General features: G+C 40.6%; 16 protein-coding genes and 1 riboswitch. Of the genes, 1 reads left to right on the forward strand and 15 read right to left on the reverse strand.

Going from position 1 to position 16,472, the window contains the following annotated elements:
- Nucleotides 1-47: 47 nt before the first annotated feature.
- From ACESZG_RS08765 to ACESZG_RS08800, 8 genes are all read right to left on the reverse strand, one after another.
- Nucleotides 48-431: a hypothetical protein gene (locus ACESZG_RS08765; RefSeq protein WP_118614492.1), complete on the reverse strand. Its 384-nt coding sequence runs from the start codon at nucleotides 429-431 to the stop codon at nucleotides 48-50.
- 492 nt (nucleotides 432-923) lie between these two features.
- Entirely contained in the window at nucleotides 924-1,928 is a 1,005-nt protein-coding gene (locus ACESZG_RS08770) for a hypothetical protein (protein ID WP_173705217.1), read from the reverse strand.
- Between the two features lie 19 nt (nucleotides 1,929-1,947).
- On the reverse strand, nucleotides 1,948-4,224 hold the full coding sequence (locus ACESZG_RS08775; protein WP_368210688.1) for a C1 family peptidase: 2,277 nt from the start codon (nucleotides 4,222-4,224) through the stop codon (nucleotides 1,948-1,950).
- 410 nt (nucleotides 4,225-4,634) lie between these two features.
- Complete coding sequence (locus ACESZG_RS08780; RefSeq protein ID WP_008705592.1) at nucleotides 4,635-4,931, reverse strand: cysteine-rich small domain-containing protein; 297 nt, start codon at nucleotides 4,929-4,931, stop codon at nucleotides 4,635-4,637.
- A gap of 406 nt (nucleotides 4,932-5,337) precedes the next feature.
- Nucleotides 5,338-5,533: riboswitch (cobalamin riboswitch) on the reverse strand.
- Nucleotides 5,534-5,624: 91 nt separating this feature from the next.
- The gene (locus tag ACESZG_RS08785; RefSeq protein WP_118409553.1) at nucleotides 5,625-6,173 is read right to left on the reverse strand and encodes a EutP/PduV family microcompartment system protein; all 549 of its coding nucleotides are present in this window, start codon (nucleotides 6,171-6,173) and stop codon (nucleotides 5,625-5,627) included.
- A gap of 88 nt (nucleotides 6,174-6,261) precedes the next feature.
- Nucleotides 6,262-6,690: a BMC domain-containing protein gene (locus tag ACESZG_RS08790; protein ID WP_008705594.1), complete on the reverse strand. Its 429-nt coding sequence runs from the start codon at nucleotides 6,688-6,690 to the stop codon at nucleotides 6,262-6,264.
- Nucleotides 6,691-6,701: 11 nt separating this feature from the next.
- Nucleotides 6,702-7,067, reverse strand: a complete 366-nt coding sequence (locus ACESZG_RS08795; RefSeq protein WP_008705595.1) for a BMC domain-containing protein — start codon at nucleotides 7,065-7,067, stop codon at nucleotides 6,702-6,704.
- Between the two features lie 402 nt (nucleotides 7,068-7,469).
- Nucleotides 7,470-8,906, reverse strand: coding sequence for an NlpC/P60 family protein (locus ACESZG_RS08800; protein ID WP_022381074.1), 1,437 nt, complete (start codon nucleotides 8,904-8,906; stop codon nucleotides 7,470-7,472).
- A gap of 306 nt (nucleotides 8,907-9,212) precedes the next feature.
- Between ACESZG_RS08800 and ACESZG_RS08805 the strand changes: the two genes are divergently transcribed.
- Nucleotides 9,213-9,368, forward strand: a complete 156-nt coding sequence (locus tag ACESZG_RS08805) for a hypothetical protein (RefSeq protein ID WP_155512352.1) — start codon at nucleotides 9,213-9,215, stop codon at nucleotides 9,366-9,368.
- An 11-nt stretch (nucleotides 9,369-9,379) separates the two neighbouring features.
- On the opposite strand, the gene ACESZG_RS08810 is transcribed toward ACESZG_RS08805, so the two are convergent.
- The 7 genes from ACESZG_RS08810 to ACESZG_RS08840 form a co-directional block, all read right to left on the reverse strand.
- Entirely contained in the window at nucleotides 9,380-10,852 is a 1,473-nt protein-coding gene (locus tag ACESZG_RS08810) for an N-acetylmuramoyl-L-alanine amidase family protein (RefSeq protein WP_022381073.1), read from the reverse strand.
- 351 nt (nucleotides 10,853-11,203) lie between these two features.
- Complete coding sequence (locus tag ACESZG_RS08815) at nucleotides 11,204-12,190, reverse strand: diaminopimelate dehydrogenase (RefSeq protein WP_008705602.1); 987 nt, start codon at nucleotides 12,188-12,190, stop codon at nucleotides 11,204-11,206.
- Between the two features lie 192 nt (nucleotides 12,191-12,382).
- Entirely contained in the window at nucleotides 12,383-13,030 is a 648-nt protein-coding gene (locus ACESZG_RS08820) for a DnaJ domain-containing protein (protein WP_022381072.1), read from the reverse strand.
- The gene (locus ACESZG_RS08825; protein WP_118614500.1) at nucleotides 13,023-13,868 is read right to left on the reverse strand and encodes a DUF5685 family protein; all 846 of its coding nucleotides are present in this window, start codon (nucleotides 13,866-13,868) and stop codon (nucleotides 13,023-13,025) included. Before ACESZG_RS08825 ends, ACESZG_RS08820 begins: the two co-directional genes overlap by 8 nt.
- A gap of 53 nt (nucleotides 13,869-13,921) precedes the next feature.
- Entirely contained in the window at nucleotides 13,922-14,332 is a 411-nt protein-coding gene (locus tag ACESZG_RS08830; protein ID WP_022381070.1) for a hypothetical protein, read from the reverse strand.
- 38 nt (nucleotides 14,333-14,370) lie between these two features.
- Nucleotides 14,371-14,880: a flavin reductase family protein gene (locus tag ACESZG_RS08835; RefSeq protein WP_227296232.1), complete on the reverse strand. Its 510-nt coding sequence runs from the start codon at nucleotides 14,878-14,880 to the stop codon at nucleotides 14,371-14,373.
- Nucleotides 14,881-15,005: 125 nt separating this feature from the next.
- On the reverse strand, nucleotides 15,006-16,208 hold the full coding sequence (locus ACESZG_RS08840; protein WP_118571287.1) for a class I SAM-dependent rRNA methyltransferase: 1,203 nt from the start codon (nucleotides 16,206-16,208) through the stop codon (nucleotides 15,006-15,008).
- Nucleotides 16,209-16,472: the final 264 nt, after the last annotated feature.

Raw genomic sequence — 16,472 nt, forward strand, 5'->3', positions numbered from 1 at the left:
AGCATGCTTTTCCATCGCTGCACTCCCATATATTCATATACACTTAACTATTGTTTCCTGTTCTCTTTTTGTTCTCTGGCTTCTCTTACTTTCTCCCTCTGTTTCGTCAGATCGTAATAATCATCTGTAAGAACCCCATGTTTTCGCATCATATCAAACACAGTCTGCTGAGCAGGTGTCATCTTCATGCCAATAGAATTATTATAATCCGTAAGAACGCATCCTGTTTTCTCAATCAGCCAGAACAGCGGAGAATCATCATCCGGGATCATTTTCCAGATTTCGTTCTCTGTCCATGGAAGCAATTCCATCATTCCATGAAGATGTCCTCTGAGTATTCTTACGTAATCGCCGTCCGGCTTGATCAGACCGTCAGAAAAGTTCTCATCCTTAATTTTCATCTCATTTAACAGTTCTTCTGTTATCTTCATCCTCTTTTCCTCACCCTCGAGTATTGCTTTTTCCTATTATACGTTTCCCGCCAGAGTTACGCAAGTAAAAAGTCTGAATAGCCTCTTTCCTCAAAAATATATGTTACTGTTCACTCCGTTCTCAGTAACATAGCCAAAATTCATTCCAGATTGCCTGCGGCAATGGAATTTTGGCTTGTATGTCTCGGGATTTTGGCATATTCATGCCAAAACACCTCGCGGGATAGTGGTGTATGAACAGTAACAAATATATCACGTTCTATAAAATTCCATCTTGATTAAATTGCAAAAAAATTGTAGACTATATATGCACACACATTATTAGTTTTTGTTAATTAAGACTGATTTGAGGTTTCCTCATAACGTCTCAATTATACACACACATTTTCTAAAAAGAGCAGCTGCATCATCCGATGCGCTGCTCTTTTAGTTCCACTGTTTATTTTGTAACTGTTCTCTGCCGTCGACGGCATTCTTTAATGATTTTAACTCTTACTTTTTCTTCTTCAGGAAATAAATAAGTAAAATTATGATAACAATAATCCCGATACCACTAATCCAGATTACAGGATTCTTCATTCCTGAATCTGCTTTTACATTCTTTCCTGATGTTTTCTGACTCTGCTTATCATCGGATTCCTTGTCTTCTGTCGAAGCAGGCGTCTCTGTTTCTTCCGGTGTTGGCGTTGCTTCTTCTGTAGGTGTTGCCTCCGGTGTCGGTGTTGCTTCTTCTGTAGGTGTTGCCTCCGGTGTCGGTGTCGCTTTTTCTGTAGGTGTTACCTCTGGTGTTGGTGTGGCTTTCGGAGTTGGAGTTGCTTCCGGTGTTGGTGTAACAGCAGCCACCGGAACATTTCCTGATGTGCCTGTAGCCTCCGGTGCATCTGCGGATACATTTTCATTTACGTAATCTGTATCACGATCAAGATTCAGCCATCCCTGTGTCACACCATCTGTGTCTGTTTTCCCCCAGTTTGTTCCGTCTTCTCCCTGAACATACTGAAAAATATGTACAGTTGTCCCATCTGCGATTCCCTCTGTTCCTGAAACCTGATCAAATTTCTCTCCAGGTCCGTTATAAACCGATACGTTTCCATCGTTTCCATGAACCTTTACTTCGAAATCCACATCTTTGCCTCCGAAAGTACGATATTCCTCATTGGCAGCTTCTTCTCTGGAAGCCGGATCCAGATCATCCATAGGAACATATCCGTTCATTCCATGGTACTGTGTATATGCCCATTTTTTATTGTCTGCTCCATTCTTCTCACCCAGAACGTGAATGGCAGTTCCATTTGGAATCTTGCTGTCATTCAGTTTAACACTCTGAGTGTCTGCTTCATCATAAATATCTACCCCGCCCTGTGTACTCTGTACGATCATATAATAATCTGTTACATAATCCGGATTCTGACCCTTTCCATCATCCGCATAAACAGAAACCACTGTCAGAATAAAGCACAGTACCATTGCTATTACTGTTCCAAACCTTCTCTTCATAATCTCTTTCCTTCATTTCCTATTTTCTTTTTACAGCAGATGAACTTTTATATTTGCTGTATGTATTTCCATATGGCTCTTTAACATATGCTTTTACCGCATAATAGTATGATACACCTTTTTGTGCTTTTTTGTCCAGATAAGAAGAACTATTTCCATTGGAAATTTTCTTTATCAATTGATAGGAACCACCTTTTTTCTTTCTGTAAATATAATAGCCGTCACATTTTTTCTGAGGCTTCCACCGGATACGGATTCCATTTTTCTCAGATTTCACAGAAGTAATCTTCTGCACTGCAGGTGCTGCTTTAATCACATCGCCGGTTTTATATTTACCTGAATATCTTTTTCCGGATGCTTCATAATATGCTTTTACTGTATAACGGTATGATGCATTAGCCGTAACCTTACTATCTTTATATTTTAATTCCGATGTCCCGACATCTGCAATTTTGGACCACTTCCCACCTGCTGCAGGTTTTCTGTACACATAATATCCTGTAGCTCCGGAAACTTTTTCCCATGAAATAAGGTTATATCCGGAATTATATGCCTTCACCTGAAATACCGGTGTATCCGGCACCCATGACTGATTCAGGGTCCTTGTATGTGCCTTGATCCTTGCCGTCCAGTTTTTCGTCTTTCCATCTGTCCACCTGGCCGTTTCCGATGCACCCTTATAGAATGTCTGCCCTGTTTCTATCCCCGCCGTACAGGTAAACCAGTTCCCATAACTGGACTTTGCTTCCACTCCAAAGCTGATTTTTTCAATCCCACTGTTTGTGATCACAACAGAATATCTGCTTCCCTGTTTCAAAACCACCTCTGGTACACTGATAGTCTGTACACCTGCGATTGGCTGTTCAAACTCATATGGAGCAGCATATGCAGCGGTCCCGCTTTCCGGGTCATATGGATCTGTCAGATCGGTGTATATCTGAATTTTGTAACAGGCATTGTCACTGTTTGTAACAAGATTAACCTCCCCCAGGACTTCTGCTTTTCCCTTTCCTGCAGTTGTCTCATAAACTGCTGCTACTGACTGTCCCGCCTGTATCGGAATCACTGAAAGTGCTGAAGAACCATCATAAAAATAATTATTCCTGTACTTTTGATCCGAAGCAGCCACTGCCTCTGCACTTACAAGTTTACTGATATTGGGATCCTGATAAGAAAGATAGTAATATCCTCCGTCTCCTTTCTTCTCCCCCCAACTGTTTTTGATGATCCACGCACCATCAGATGTTACATTGGAAACAGGAAGAAAATTATCCTTTGAATACGTATCATCCCATCCGACCACTGTCACAATATGATTAATTACAGTCGAATTTGATTTTCCAACAGGATAACAATATGCAGCTGTGTCCGGATTTACATAACTTTCCTTCATATAAAGCATAATGGATACTGCATGGTCATTCAGCAGCATTTCTTTCATACGTTCCTCACTGTATTGGGAAACAGATGCATTTTTCAGATATGCTGCAGAATTATAAGCCTTACTTTCCGGAATCTGTACAGTCAGATCATTCTGATGCGAAGAATCCGTAGGAAATGGTACATCGGCCTCTGTGGTCATTCCCGACCATGTACTGAGATAAATCGCCGCCAGGTGATCATTACCTCCTATCACGTGATAATTTCCCAGTACATAATTCTTATCATCAGGGGTATTTCCAAGAGGATCATTCTGTCTGTTGGAGAAAAAATATGATAAATGTTCTTCTGACAGATCGTAGGTTCCTTTGTTCTGTGCCAAAAGCGAAACCTCCATGATTGCTGCCATACCAAAAGCCCAGCAGGTTCCAAATGGATTCTGATTCTTTACGGGCGTAACTAATCCTTCCTTTCTGGCATCATAGGAAGATGGAAATGCAGCCTCCCTGTTTCCATATGCAGCATAAACTGATGTCAGATCACTCTCCACTTCAATTCCCGGATCCAAAGGTTTTAAATTTTTAAAGGGTTCCAGTTCTTCCTTTCTTTCCTCTTCTGTCAACGGACGGCCCTTAATATACCTGATTCCGTCTGTACCCTCTTCTGAGTTTTCTCCATCCTGAAACTCCTGTTTTGCATCATCGCTTCCGAACAATTCTGCATCCGATCCCGTATCTGTTCCAAATTCATCTGCCTGTGAACTTTGAAATTCTTTCAGATCTGATGTATTTTCTTCTGTCTCTCTGTTGACTCCGGATCCAAACATTTCCTGACCCGCAGCGGGTACCGATGTACAAACCATTGCATAAGCCAGAAAAACTGACAATGCGCGTATCGCTGTATTTCTTTTTTTCATGTAGTAGTTAACTCCTTTACATAAATATAATATCATTATATCAGTATCTTTTTTGTTTTTCAACCATGATCAATGACAAAAACCGTCGGAAAACAGTGAATTTTCCCTGTTTTCCGACGGCTCTATGTAGAAATGCAGAGCTCTGCCGACAAGAAAATGTCGCCAGGAAAAGACGTCAAATGCCTGTGATGCATTTTCTTCTGTGCATGTGAAAAGTGTGGAAAATGTGTGTGAAATGCTTTATATACTAACTCAGAACAGACTTGAAAATCTTACAGACTCTTCTCTTTTGCTATCCTTATTCTAGCAGAACAAGCATTGTATTACAATGAAAATCGTTCTTTCTTATTTGTGCTAATCTGACACATTGTTACTGTTCACTCCGTTCTAAGCAGCGACACATTCTCCTCTTATTTGCTGATACTTTCCTTTGCTCTTTTCATCATATCAGCCAGTTCCTGGTATTTTCCTGTGACATATCCATAGTTTTTTCGCTTATGCGGAAGCATACAGTTTGTGCAGTCTTTAATTCCCTTTTCCGTATACCGGAAATTCCCACCGCATTTCTCACCCAGGGCATATAGCGGGCAATAACAGAACAGACAGTTAAAATCATCCGGATCTGCATTCTTATGACACGGAAAAAATTCACATTTCTTATGGCTGAAATAAGAATATTCTTTCCCTTCCCAATAAGGTTTCTCCATTGCTACCTCTCCTCTCCTGTTGCAAGTTTTTATCTTTCCAGAATAATTCCGTTTTCTCAGTCTCCATCAATCCCACCCATCAGAGGACAAAATAAAAAAAATACTCTAATAAATTATCAATTTCTCTTCACATAACAAAGCATTGAAAATTCATTACAGTATTTTTCACAGATCATACATTTAAAATTAATAAGAGGGAGCGATGCTACCCCGGGGTAGAAAAAAATCCGTTCATGAGTGCGCGGAGGGAACGAATAAATCCGAAGTAGTATCGCCTGCCATTTAATCATGTATAATTCATAAAGAACAGGCGCATTCCATAAAAAATGTCTGCCTTCAGATAAAAGCAGACAACACTCCGAAGCTGCGGATTCAACGGAGTTGGTTGTTACACTTTACACGGAAGTTTAACCTCGCCATACCAAGCAGGTTTCCTGGCTCCAGGCTCATCGCTCCTCTCTCCTTCTCATGCTATGGCACAATGGACATTCTGAGATTTGCTCCTCTGTTACAGTGACCGGATCGCTCAGGTTTCTCACCTGATTCCCTCTTTCTGTACTGCTCTTTCTCACAGTATCAGCACTTAATATGTTCTGTATGGAATTATACTGTCATTATAATAACACCCTGCAACAAGCTTGTCAACTATTTATCAATATATTTTCCAAATTATTATTGTTCATTCGTTACTGTTCACACACCACTATTCCGCGAGGTGTTTTGGCATGAATATTCCACACCTTCCGGCAGCGGATCCCATTCATTCAGACCAAGACTCTGTCTGAATTTTGCTTCTTCCAGACTCAGCTTTGGAACATCCTCATTCAAAAACGCTCTCAGCTCATCAATCCCCTCTCCGGTCACATTGTTTACCAGAAAAATTCTTTCACATCCTGCATTCAGCATCCACTGACGCACCATTGGAACATTCGCATAAGGAGAATCTATTTTCGTAATGATTCCTATCAGTGGTCTCAGAATAAATGCATTACTGCCATAGCCAAACAAACTGAAAGGTTCATCTGCTGACTGTACCATTGCCACCACATCTGCTTCAAAAGAAAAACAGGCCAGCCCTACGCTGAAATGCTTGGACTCTGCATACTCTCCCGGAGAATCAATGGTATCATCATCCGTATTCGTATACTGCGTTTTTACATAATGAAGTTTTTCGCCTTTTAATGCCTGCGTTAATGAAGTCTTACCTGCTTCACTTCTGCCCATCAGAAATATTTTCTTCATATTTAATGTCTGTCCCTTTCACTTCTCTCAGCTATTCCGGCAGTTACATAAGCACCATCGATACAGAATAACTGACTTTTCGTATGTTTTAACTTTTGTGAACTGCACAAGTCTTAAAGCCAAGCACCTCTCTAAAAAATTTCACCACTTCTTCCACTGCAGTCTGAACTTCCGTCAGACCTCCCGTAAGGATCAATGATCCGCTGAAGCGATCCATGAAACCAATCTCCACATTTGCACTTTTCACTGCAATATCAGCAGCTACAACCACTGCTTCCCATGGGGTAAAACGAATCATTCCAATTGCTTCTCCTGTGTGGTCTTCTCCCTCATGGACTCCAATATGCAGACCAAGATTCTGATAAATACAGCTCTGTGAAGGATTGATCACATGCGCCAGGCACACTTCCTTTCCCGGAACCCTTACCCTGGTCATACGCAGCTTTTTTCCCTTTAATTTCTCATAATCCTGGTTATAAAGCTTTTCCAGTAATTCTCTAGTTGTCATCCCTGCCATCCCAACACTTCCTATCTTTTGGTAATCTTGCAGACTACATAACCCAAAGTGTCTCTGAAATAATCCACAACCTCAGTCATCGCTGACATTACATCGGAAATCTCTCCCGTAATGATCAGTGTGCCTGTAAATCGATCTGCAAATCCCAGATAAACATTTCCGCTTTTTACCGCAATATCAGATGCGATTACTGCAGATTCAGGCGGTGTCATATTCATAATTCCGATTGCAGATGAACGGTAATCCACCTGCGGATTCAGTCCAAGCTTCTGGTATATGACCGGAGCCGGCCCTCCCATTACATGTGCAAAAGTAATCTCCTTGCCAGCAACCGTTTCCTGTACAATTCTTATGTGTTCTACATGGTCATTTGCCATTTATCATTCCTCGCTTTCACTATTCAACTATAATCCGGATAATTCATGAGAATATTCTTTCCCGCTGATGTCTCCAAAAACAGATTTAAAATTTTATATGTATCTCTTCAGTTACATAAACTGTACTATCCATCCAATTTTATGTCAAGGTAAAATCCACCTGAAAATCGGTAAAATATTATACATGGTTACGGTTCACTCCGTTCAAAGCAACACGCTTCGCGATGCACAGAATTTATGCTAATCGCATAAATTCGCGCGGTATGTCTCGGAATTTTGGCATATTCATGCCAAAACACCTCGCGGAATAATGGTAACTTATACATAAAGAAAAGGAGCATCAGCCCCCTTAGCGATACTCCTTTTCAACCCCTATAAATTTAATTATTTATACTTATTTAATTATACCAGTCTTCTTACAGAAACAATCGTTCTGTACGCTGCGTTATCACTGATCTTAATTCCATCTACAGAGTTCGATGCATGAACGATACGTCCATTCCCCATATAGATTGCAACGTGTCCACCGTAGCAGATCAAATCACCCGGCTGTGCATCAGCATAAGATACTTCTGTACCGGCATTCTGCTGTTCATAAGAAGTTCTCGGAAGACTTACTCCGAAGTTTGCATATACACTCTGTGTAAATCCTGAACAGTCAGCTCCACCTGTAAGGCTTGTACCGCCCCATACATATGGATTGCCAACAAACTGTGTTGCAAAGTCTACTACAGAAGATCCTGATCCTGAACCTGAAGATGAAGAACTATCTGAATCAGATGACTGTTCACTCTCATAATCATCTGGTGAAACTGTATTATCAGAATCAATCACATTGCCATACTCATCGTACTCTACATCATCAGAAGCTCCTGCATTGTCAACAGGATCACCATTTTCATCATATTCTACACCATCATCTGATTCAGACTCATCATCCGCATCATCAGTATTCTCAATCTCATTTCCGTCTTCATCATACTCTACATTTTCTTCCTCTTCTGATTCAGAGTCCTGTTCCTGCTCTGCAGCTTTTGCTGCTGCCTCTTCTTCTGCCGCCTGTCTTGCAGCCTCTTCCTCAGCCTGTCGTCTTGCCTCTTCTTCTGCTGCGATTCTTTCAGCTTCCAATCTCTGAATTTCAGCTGTCTGTTCTGCTAACAGATTTGCATATTCTGTCGCCTGCTGCTGTGCATATGCAATTTCATTCTCATAATCGGCTGATTCAGATTTCTTCTGATCGATCTGGCACTGAAGATCATAAGACTGCTGTTCATAAGAAGCCTTCATCTCTTCCAGTTCTGCTTTGTCAGATTCATACTGAGTCTTTAAATTATTCACCTCATTAATAGTATTCACATATTTATCAAGATTCTTTCTGTCCTGCTCATACATCTGCTGTGTATTCTCAGCACGTGTCAGAAGTTCACTTAAATCTTCTGAATTAAGCATCATCTGAAACCACGCTGCATCCCCACCCTGTTCATACAGTGCCTGAATACGAAGCTTCATGCTCTCATACTGCTTATCTCTCGCCTTCTGAGCCTTAGCCAGATCCTGTTTTGTCTTAATAATATCTACTTCTTTATTATCGATATCTCCTTTAAGAGTATCAATAGAAACCATAACACTTACAAGATTGGAATCCAGTTCGGAAATCTCATTCTCAAGCTGTGATTTCGCATATGCAAGCTCATCCATTCTGGAATATGTAGCATCCAGCTGCTGACTTGTGATCGCCTGCTCTTCTCTCAATTCATCCTCTCTTGAAGCACTTACACTAACAACCTGTGTTGCGCTCATCAGGAGTGCTAATGTAAGACATACAATTCTTTTCTTCATGAATTCTCACCCTCGTAACATTTTCTTTCTATATCTTAATGTTTTTGCAATATCTAAGTTAATTCTTATACATATTAACACACCGCACTCAAAAACGCAAGGATTAATTACCATAAATTTTATATTTCTGTAACATTTATTAATCTTTTTGTTATTCTTCGCATTTCTTTCTACAATTCAAACATATTCCATTTCATGTTTGTAATAATTTGACACAGGACAAAGATATCTGATGCAGGGTTACTGTTCACACACCACTATCCCGAGACATACAAGCCAAAATTCCATTGCCGCAGGCAATCTGGAATGAATTTTGGCTACGTTACTGTGAACGGAGTGGACAGTAACGTAGCAGGACTTCACGCTATAGTGGACTGGATTGTTTGCATTATTTATGGAATTACTACAGAACGCAAAAAAAGAAGCAGCCTCCTTATTCGAAAGCTGCTTCCATTTTCTTAACTATTCACTTCTCAGCTAAACAGATCTGCAAGAATCTGGTCTGCGGTCATATTCATATATCCATCCGGATCAGAAAGCGTACTTCTATTCCATCTCAGATAATTACCTCTTCTGATATAGTTACCAGATGAAGTATGATAATCATATTTGGTATATCCCGGATATCTTGACATATACTTCTGTGCCAGTGCAATCGCCTGACTGGAATAACCACCGGACGGAGTAGGTGTACCTGCAATCTGAACACCTGCATTCGGGGTAGAATGCACGATCACTGCACTCTTATCAGCACACTGTCCGAGAATGATCCATGTATGTCCACTGTCATATCCCACATCTCCGGGATATACTGTCCAGTCATCACTTGCCAGATTCGCCTGAGTGAGAATACTTCCCCAGCCCATGGACTTATAATAAGAACCAATCTCACCGGAAACTACCGTATATCCGCTTCCTACACCGGACTTACTCTGCATTACCTGATAAGCTGACCATCCTACGAAACCGGAACAGTCAAAACCTTTTGCTCTGTTGGCTGTGCTGAGATCTCTGTAGTTATTGTAATCATAACTGCTGCTCTGACTGTTATAGAAATCAGTCATTGTCTGACTTGTTCCTTTTCTGGTGGAATCATTCCATCCGCCACCCCATACGTACAGAGCCTGACCAACAGGCTGTAATGCACCTGCCAGATAATTCTTGATTGTTCTGGAACCGGTCGGACTTGTAGTATTGCTCAATATACCATTGGAATTAAAATGGTATTTCTGTCCATCAATTGTTACATCTCCGGTAGCCATCACACCGGTTTCCTTATCAAAATAATACTTATTTCCGTCAATTGTCGTCCAGCCTACAGCCATCTTGCCGCTGCCTGTATTAAAGTAGTATTTCTTTCCATCCAGTGTCTGGAAACCTTTTGCCATAATTCCGTCTTCAGTTTCAAAATATCTGTATTCATTGCTGGAATTCTTTGTCCAGCCGGTAAGCATATAACATGCACTTGTAAAATATCTGGTATTTTTCTTACTGTCTGTAAGGAATGTCTTGCAGGCAGCCACTCCACTGTTACTGTAGAAATAATATCTCTTTCCCTTCAATGTCAGCCATTTCGTCTGCATGAATCCGGTAGATGGATTAAAATATCTTTTCTGATCCTTTGAATCAGTGACCCAGCCTGTCATCATGATACCAGCCTGTTTACTGAAATATCTCTTTCGTCCTTTACTGTCAGTAACCCAGCCTTTTACCTGAACACCGGTCTTTGTGTTAAAGTAATATTTCTTCCCTTCAAGTTCCAGCCAACCCTTCTGTTTAGAGCCATCTTTATTTATGTAGTATGAATCTCCGTTAATAGTTACAAAACCTGTTTTCGTTGCAGCCTGTACATTTGCCGCAGTAAAATACATGGAAACTCCCACAGCAAAAAACAGCAGAAACAGAAGTGCCCCCCAGATTTTAAACTTCCTGTTTACGTTTTGCATACATACCTTCCTTTTCTTTTTTCGTTATCAGAGCGTGTCTGAAAAGTATGAATCGTAGGTATCGCTCTGATATCTCACATACTTCTCAGATACGCTCTAAGGTTTAACAAAGTTTTTTACAATGTTGTTACGTTTCTATGACCCTATTATATTACACTTTAAATAACCCGTCAACAGACAAGTAAAATTCTGTTAAACATTCACTAATTTTTCACAGTCTGTTCCATAAAAAAAGAGACAAAGTCCACAAATACTTTGTCTCTTTTCACAAGATAACACTGTGAAATATAACCTGTATACCTGTTTTCTCTTTATTTTTTCAACAGACAGAATATTATCTTATATCCCTGATCACAACAGATGCTTTCTTAATTCAGCACCATCAGCAGCACATAAATAAGCAGGTGCCACATCAAATACGGTCTTCGCACCACTCTGTCCTTCTTTATTCATACGATATGCAGCTCTTGCATATGCAACAAGTACAGAAGATGTAAACTCCGGATTGGAATCCAGCTTCAGACTATATTCGATCACATGATTGTTCTCATCATTCCAGCCCGTTTTTCCGGATCGGATCACGAAACCGCCATGTGGGATTCCACTGTGATCTCGCTTCAGTTCTTCTTCAGAAATAAAATGTACAGTTGTATCATAGTCAGAGAAATAGTTAGGCATAGTCTTGATATCATTCTCAATCTGTGCCAGATCCGCACCTTCTTCTGCAACTACAAAGCATTCTCTTGTATGTTTCTGTCTTGTTGTAAGATCCGGATTTTCTCCGTTTCTCACTGCTTCCAGTGCTGCTTCAACAGGAATTGTATACTGTTTTGCATCTTTTACGCCTTTGATACGGCGTACTGCATCTGAGTGTCCCTGGCTTACACCCTTGCCCCAGAATGTATAATCCTTTCCGTTTGTAAGGATTGCATTTGCATAGAGACGGTTCAGTGAGAACATTCCCGGATCCCAGCCCACTGAAATAATTCCGATATGACCGCTTTCTTTTGCAGCTGCATCTACTGAATCAAAATGCTCTGGAATTCTTGCATGTGTATCAAAGCTGTCAATTACATTAAACATCTTCGCATATTCCGGTGTCTGTTTCGGAAGATCTGTTGCACTTCCACCACAGATGATAAGTACATCGATCTTATCTTTCATTTTTTCGGCATCATTGACAGAATATACCGCTGCTGTCTCTGTAAGGATTTTAACAGTTTCCGGAGCACGACGTGTAAATACAGCAACAAGCTCCAGATCCGGATTATGTTTGATTGCGCACTCTACACCGCGGCCAAGATTGCCGTAGCCTAAAATACCAATACGAATACTCATTATGATTTCCTCCTGTAACCTTAATTATATGTTTGCAACTGTTGCATATCATTACAGTTGCACATTATCACTTTACTATAGTAATATTTTCACTTTTAATTGTCAATCCAATTATTACCAAAATTCCATTGCCGCAGGCAATCTGGAATGAATTTTGACTACGTTACTGAGAACGGAGTGAACAATAACGTTTTAGCAGCAAAATATGCCGCTTCCCGGGCAACACAGACTGCATGCCATATTTGCCAGGCACAGCTTCATACAATAATCATCACCGCCTGTCGGCATACCTCCAAAAGGATTCTGCATCTCCTGATACCAGTTTCCTCCGCCTTCCATCTGCTGCAAAACCATCTGATACTGTACATTATCCGGTTCCAGACGGATAGCCTGCTTAATATCATTCAATGCATTTACGTTATTTCCAAGTCCCATGTTTGCCATGGAAGACAGATAATACCACTGTCCGTTCCTCTGTGAAAGTGACTGCAGAACATTCATAGCCTCACGATAATGACCGCTCTGGATATAATTGGCTGCCGCCTGCCTGCGCATAGACTCTTCATCCTGATAGCCAGAGTCTGCCTGTCCGGAAAATCCGCCAAAACCACCGTAATTATTGCTGCCATAATTCCCGTAATCGATTCCCTGCTCTCTTTCCTTCATAATCTGCTCATAAGCCTGCTGAACCTGCTTGAATTTCTCCTCAGCCTGTTCTTTATTCGGATTGTCAATATTGGCATCCGGATGATACTTTCTGCTCATCTTACGATATGCCTTCTTCACTTCCTCATCGGATGCATCTCTGGAAATCCCCAGTATACTGTACGGATCAATCATTATCTTTCTCTCCTGCTTCTTTTCTCTTCTTATGTATCACCTCAAACCGACACCATACCCCTGAGTAAAGAATATTTCTCAAAATATCAGTGTATTTTATAATAGGAAGTTTCTCAAACTCCCTGCAGGTCTGCGCCATCATCATAATCAGAATCCGGCGTACCTGCTCATCGAACCCTTCTATTATATATTGTTCTGAAAAAGGATTGTAATTTTTATTTTTTATATCCTCTTCCACATCATCGTATGCATCCAGAAGATAAATAAATTTGCCAAGAAAAAATCCCATTCTGCGCAGAGTATCTTCCCATACATCCTGTTTCCATGCAAAAATCTCTTCCATAATTTTTCCGAAACAGCCCGCCATTTTGTCAATGTCTTTTTCTCCGGATTTCTCCATCTCAGACAATTCACTGAGAAGCTTCTGTATTCTTCGGGATTTATCCGGATATTTCTGATCCAGTTTTTTAACTTTTCCCTGAAGAACTTTTGAATAACCAAGAGCAGTTACTTTTTTTTCATCCTCCCAGTCGTCCCGGCATTTATAATAAGTAAGAAGTACATTCATATCTGCCGCATATTCTGTCACTGTATTTCTTCTGACCGGCTGTTTACATACCGGATGAATGATACATCTTGTGCTTCCCTTTTGTGTGCGCGGCTCATAAAGCGCACTGAGAAGAATCACCACAAATGTCATATCATAAGTCAGAGAAATCTGTCCTGATATTCCATATTTACTTTTGAGTTCTCTGCACAATCCACAGTAAAAGGATCTGTACAGATCAAAATCTTTAAACTTGATTTCAGGCTTATTCATTACTATATAACCAAACATAATTCCTCCAGCCCATAACTTATGATGATCTGCCAGAGCGTGTTTGCAGCAAATCAACGTCTTTTGATAAACTTCTCATGACATTTCGGACATTCAATCTCTACCTTCTGTCCTTTTCCTCTGGGAATACGAATTTTCTGTCCACAACCCGGGCAGGTATAGATATGATGTGTTTTTCTCTGCTCCATCATATTTTTTTCTCTGGTAAACCGGCTGCGGATTTTCTGAGTATATCCCAGATATTTCTGGTTTTCCGCATATCGTGCAGAGATATTTCTGGAAAGGATTCTGAAATATGTATAAATGATAAGAATAAATCCAACTGTATCCAGAACGCCTCCGGCTGCATTTTGTCTCATAAAAGAACCTACAACAATGACGAAAAGTGCCACACCGAGAGTGAATCTTGCAAAATTATCCACTCCATAACGCCCCTGCATGAATCTGTTTAATTTGTCTTTCATTAAACTACCTCTTTTTTTACTGTTTGTAATGCATTTTTTTACTCTCTGACAAGAACTTTCAGGATCTCTGCAATATACATGGTATGGTAGTCTTTCTGCGGATACCACTTACCGTCGTTTTCCCCGGCATCAAAGCATTCCGGTTTAATCTCATCATGATACATTTTTTTGCAGACCATGATCATGTCAGCTTCTTCAATTCCGGCTGTTCCGTCTGTAAAGTAAGGAGTCAGTCCTGCTTCTTTAATCTTGTTATCCACATTTTTTCCGGAAACCTTTCCGCAATAATTTAATGCCTTGCGATACTCTTCTCCCAGAACAGAAATTGTAAATGTATCTTCCCTGTCCACAAATTCCTTGGTGTATCTCTGAGGACGGATATACACTGTCACTGCGTTCTTTCCCCACATAACACCCATTGCACCCCAGCTTGCTGTCATGGTATTGCATTTTTCTTCATTTCCGGCTGTGATCAGCAGCCATTCCTTTCCAATCTTGGTAAATGGATTCATTGTCAGTTCTTCTGCTTTTACTTCTCTGAAACTCATAATATTATTTCCTCTCTTTCTTTATTCTCAAACATCCGGAATCCTCTGCTCTGCTACAGAAATCCCTGTTTTCTCAAAAATCTTATCGTGCAAGTACACTCTGGCTCTGATATCATATTATATAATTATCTGTCATTGCATACCTGGAAGATATAGAACTTCAGATAATAAGACTCATCTGCCGCCCACAGGATTGGATGATCCGGTGCCTGTGTCCTGTATTCTACCTGGCGAAGTCTTTTATGTACATTCTTTGCTGCCTGTCCGATGGTTTTGGTAAATAATTCATAGTCCATAAAATGAGAACAGGAACAGGTTGCCAGAAATCCGCCGTCTTTTACCAGTTTCATGGCACGCAGATTAATCTCTCTGTATCCTTTTACTGCATTTTTAATGGAATTTCTGGACTTGGTAAATGCAGGAGGATCAAGAATTACAACATCAAATTTCTCACCTTTCTCTTCCAGCTCAGGGAGCAGTTCAAAAACATCCTCGCAAATAAATTTCACATTGTCGGATAAACCATTCAATGCCGCATTAGCGGTTGCCTGATCTACTGCCAGCTGAGAGGCGTCCACACCGGTTACGCTCGCAGCTCCTGCAATTCCCGCATTCAGTGCAAAAGAACCTGTATGTGTAAAGCAATCCAGAACTTTCGCATTCTTACAGAGCTTCTGAATTGCAAGCCTGTTATATTTCTGATCCAGGAAAAATCCTGTTTTCTGCCCGTCTTTTACGTCAACTTCATATTTTACACCATTTTCTTCAATCTGCACAAGTGTTGGAAACTCTGGTCCTATAAAACCCTTAACCATTTCCATTCCTTCCTGTTTGCGCACCTTCACATCGCTTCTTTCGTAAACACCGCGAATAGTGATCCCATCTTCTGCCAGGACTTTCCTGAGGAGTTCTACGATTGTTTCTTTAAAACGATCGATCCCCAGAGCCAGTGACTGAACTACCAGTACATCCGAAAATTTATCCACCACAATTCCCGGAAGGAAATCTGCCTCTGCAAAAATCAGACGACAGCACCCTGTATCTACCACTTTCTTACGATATTCCCATGCATCACGTACACGCTTCTCCAAAAGTTCTTCATTAATATCAACATTTTCATCTCTGGTCATAAGACGCACCGTAATCTTAGAATTAGTATTAATGAACCCTCTTCCCATAGGATATCCGTCAAAATCATGGACAAGTACAATATCACCGTTCTCGAAATTTCCCATGACTGTATCTATCTCATTATCAAAAATCCACATTCCGCCGGATTTCAGAAGTCTTCCCTCTCCCTTTTTCAGAGTTACTACTGCCATTCCCATTCGTATTTCTCCTTGTATTTTTATGTTTATCTTTTGTCAATTATATGACTCTGTTTTCTATAGCAGCCCTCATAAATAAGTTACTGTTCACTCCGTTCCCAGCAACACGCTTCGCGATGCAGGAAATATGAACCTCCTTGTGCAATGCCCAAGGAGTATCGTTTGCTTCGCAAACTTAATTTATGCTAATCGCATAAATTCGCGCAGTATGTCTCGGGTTTTCTGTGACCTTCGCTCACAAAAAACACCTCGTGGGATACTACC

Source organism: Blautia sp. Marseille-P2398 (genome assembly GCF_964240315.1).
Lineage (GTDB): Bacteria > Bacillota > Clostridia > Lachnospirales > Lachnospiraceae > Blautia_A > Blautia_A wexlerae.

Coding starts and splice junctions, on each gene's coding strand:
- ACESZG_RS08765 (WP_118614492.1), bottom strand. CDS start 431: ATGAAGATAACAGAAGAACTGTTAAATGAGATGAAAATTAAGGATGAG.
- ACESZG_RS08770 (WP_173705217.1), bottom strand. CDS start 1,928: ATGAAGAGAAGGTTTGGAACAGTAATAGCAATGGTACTGTGCTTTATT.
- ACESZG_RS08775 (WP_368210688.1), bottom strand. CDS start 4,224: ATGAAAAAAAGAAATACAGCGATACGCGCATTGTCAGTTTTTCTGGCT.
- ACESZG_RS08780 (WP_008705592.1), bottom strand. CDS start 4,931: ATGGAGAAACCTTATTGGGAAGGGAAAGAATATTCTTATTTCAGCCAT.
- ACESZG_RS08785 (WP_118409553.1), bottom strand. CDS start 6,173: ATGAAGAAAATATTTCTGATGGGCAGAAGTGAAGCAGGTAAGACTTCA.
- ACESZG_RS08790 (WP_008705594.1), bottom strand. CDS start 6,690: ATGGCAGGGATGACAACTAGAGAATTACTGGAAAAGCTTTATAACCAG.
- ACESZG_RS08795 (WP_008705595.1), bottom strand. CDS start 7,067: ATGGCAAATGACCATGTAGAACACATAAGAATTGTACAGGAAACGGTT.
- ACESZG_RS08800 (WP_022381074.1), bottom strand. CDS start 8,906: ATGAAGAAAAGAATTGTATGTCTTACATTAGCACTCCTGATGAGCGCA.
- ACESZG_RS08805 (WP_155512352.1), top strand. CDS start 9,213: ATGAATTTTGGCTACGTTACTGTGAACGGAGTGGACAGTAACGTAGCA.
- ACESZG_RS08810 (WP_022381073.1), bottom strand. CDS start 10,852: ATGCAAAACGTAAACAGGAAGTTTAAAATCTGGGGGGCACTTCTGTTT.
- ACESZG_RS08815 (WP_008705602.1), bottom strand. CDS start 12,190: ATGAGTATTCGTATTGGTATTTTAGGCTACGGCAATCTTGGCCGCGGT.
- ACESZG_RS08820 (WP_022381072.1), bottom strand. CDS start 13,030: ATGATTGATCCGTACAGTATACTGGGGATTTCCAGAGATGCATCCGAT.
- ACESZG_RS08825 (WP_118614500.1), bottom strand. CDS start 13,868: ATGTTTGGTTATATAGTAATGAATAAGCCTGAAATCAAGTTTAAAGAT.
- ACESZG_RS08830 (WP_022381070.1), bottom strand. CDS start 14,332: ATGAAAGACAAATTAAACAGATTCATGCAGGGGCGTTATGGAGTGGAT.
- ACESZG_RS08835 (WP_227296232.1), bottom strand. CDS start 14,880: ATGAGTTTCAGAGAAGTAAAAGCAGAAGAACTGACAATGAATCCATTT.
- ACESZG_RS08840 (WP_118571287.1), bottom strand. CDS start 16,208: ATGGGAATGGCAGTAGTAACTCTGAAAAAGGGAGAGGGAAGACTTCTG.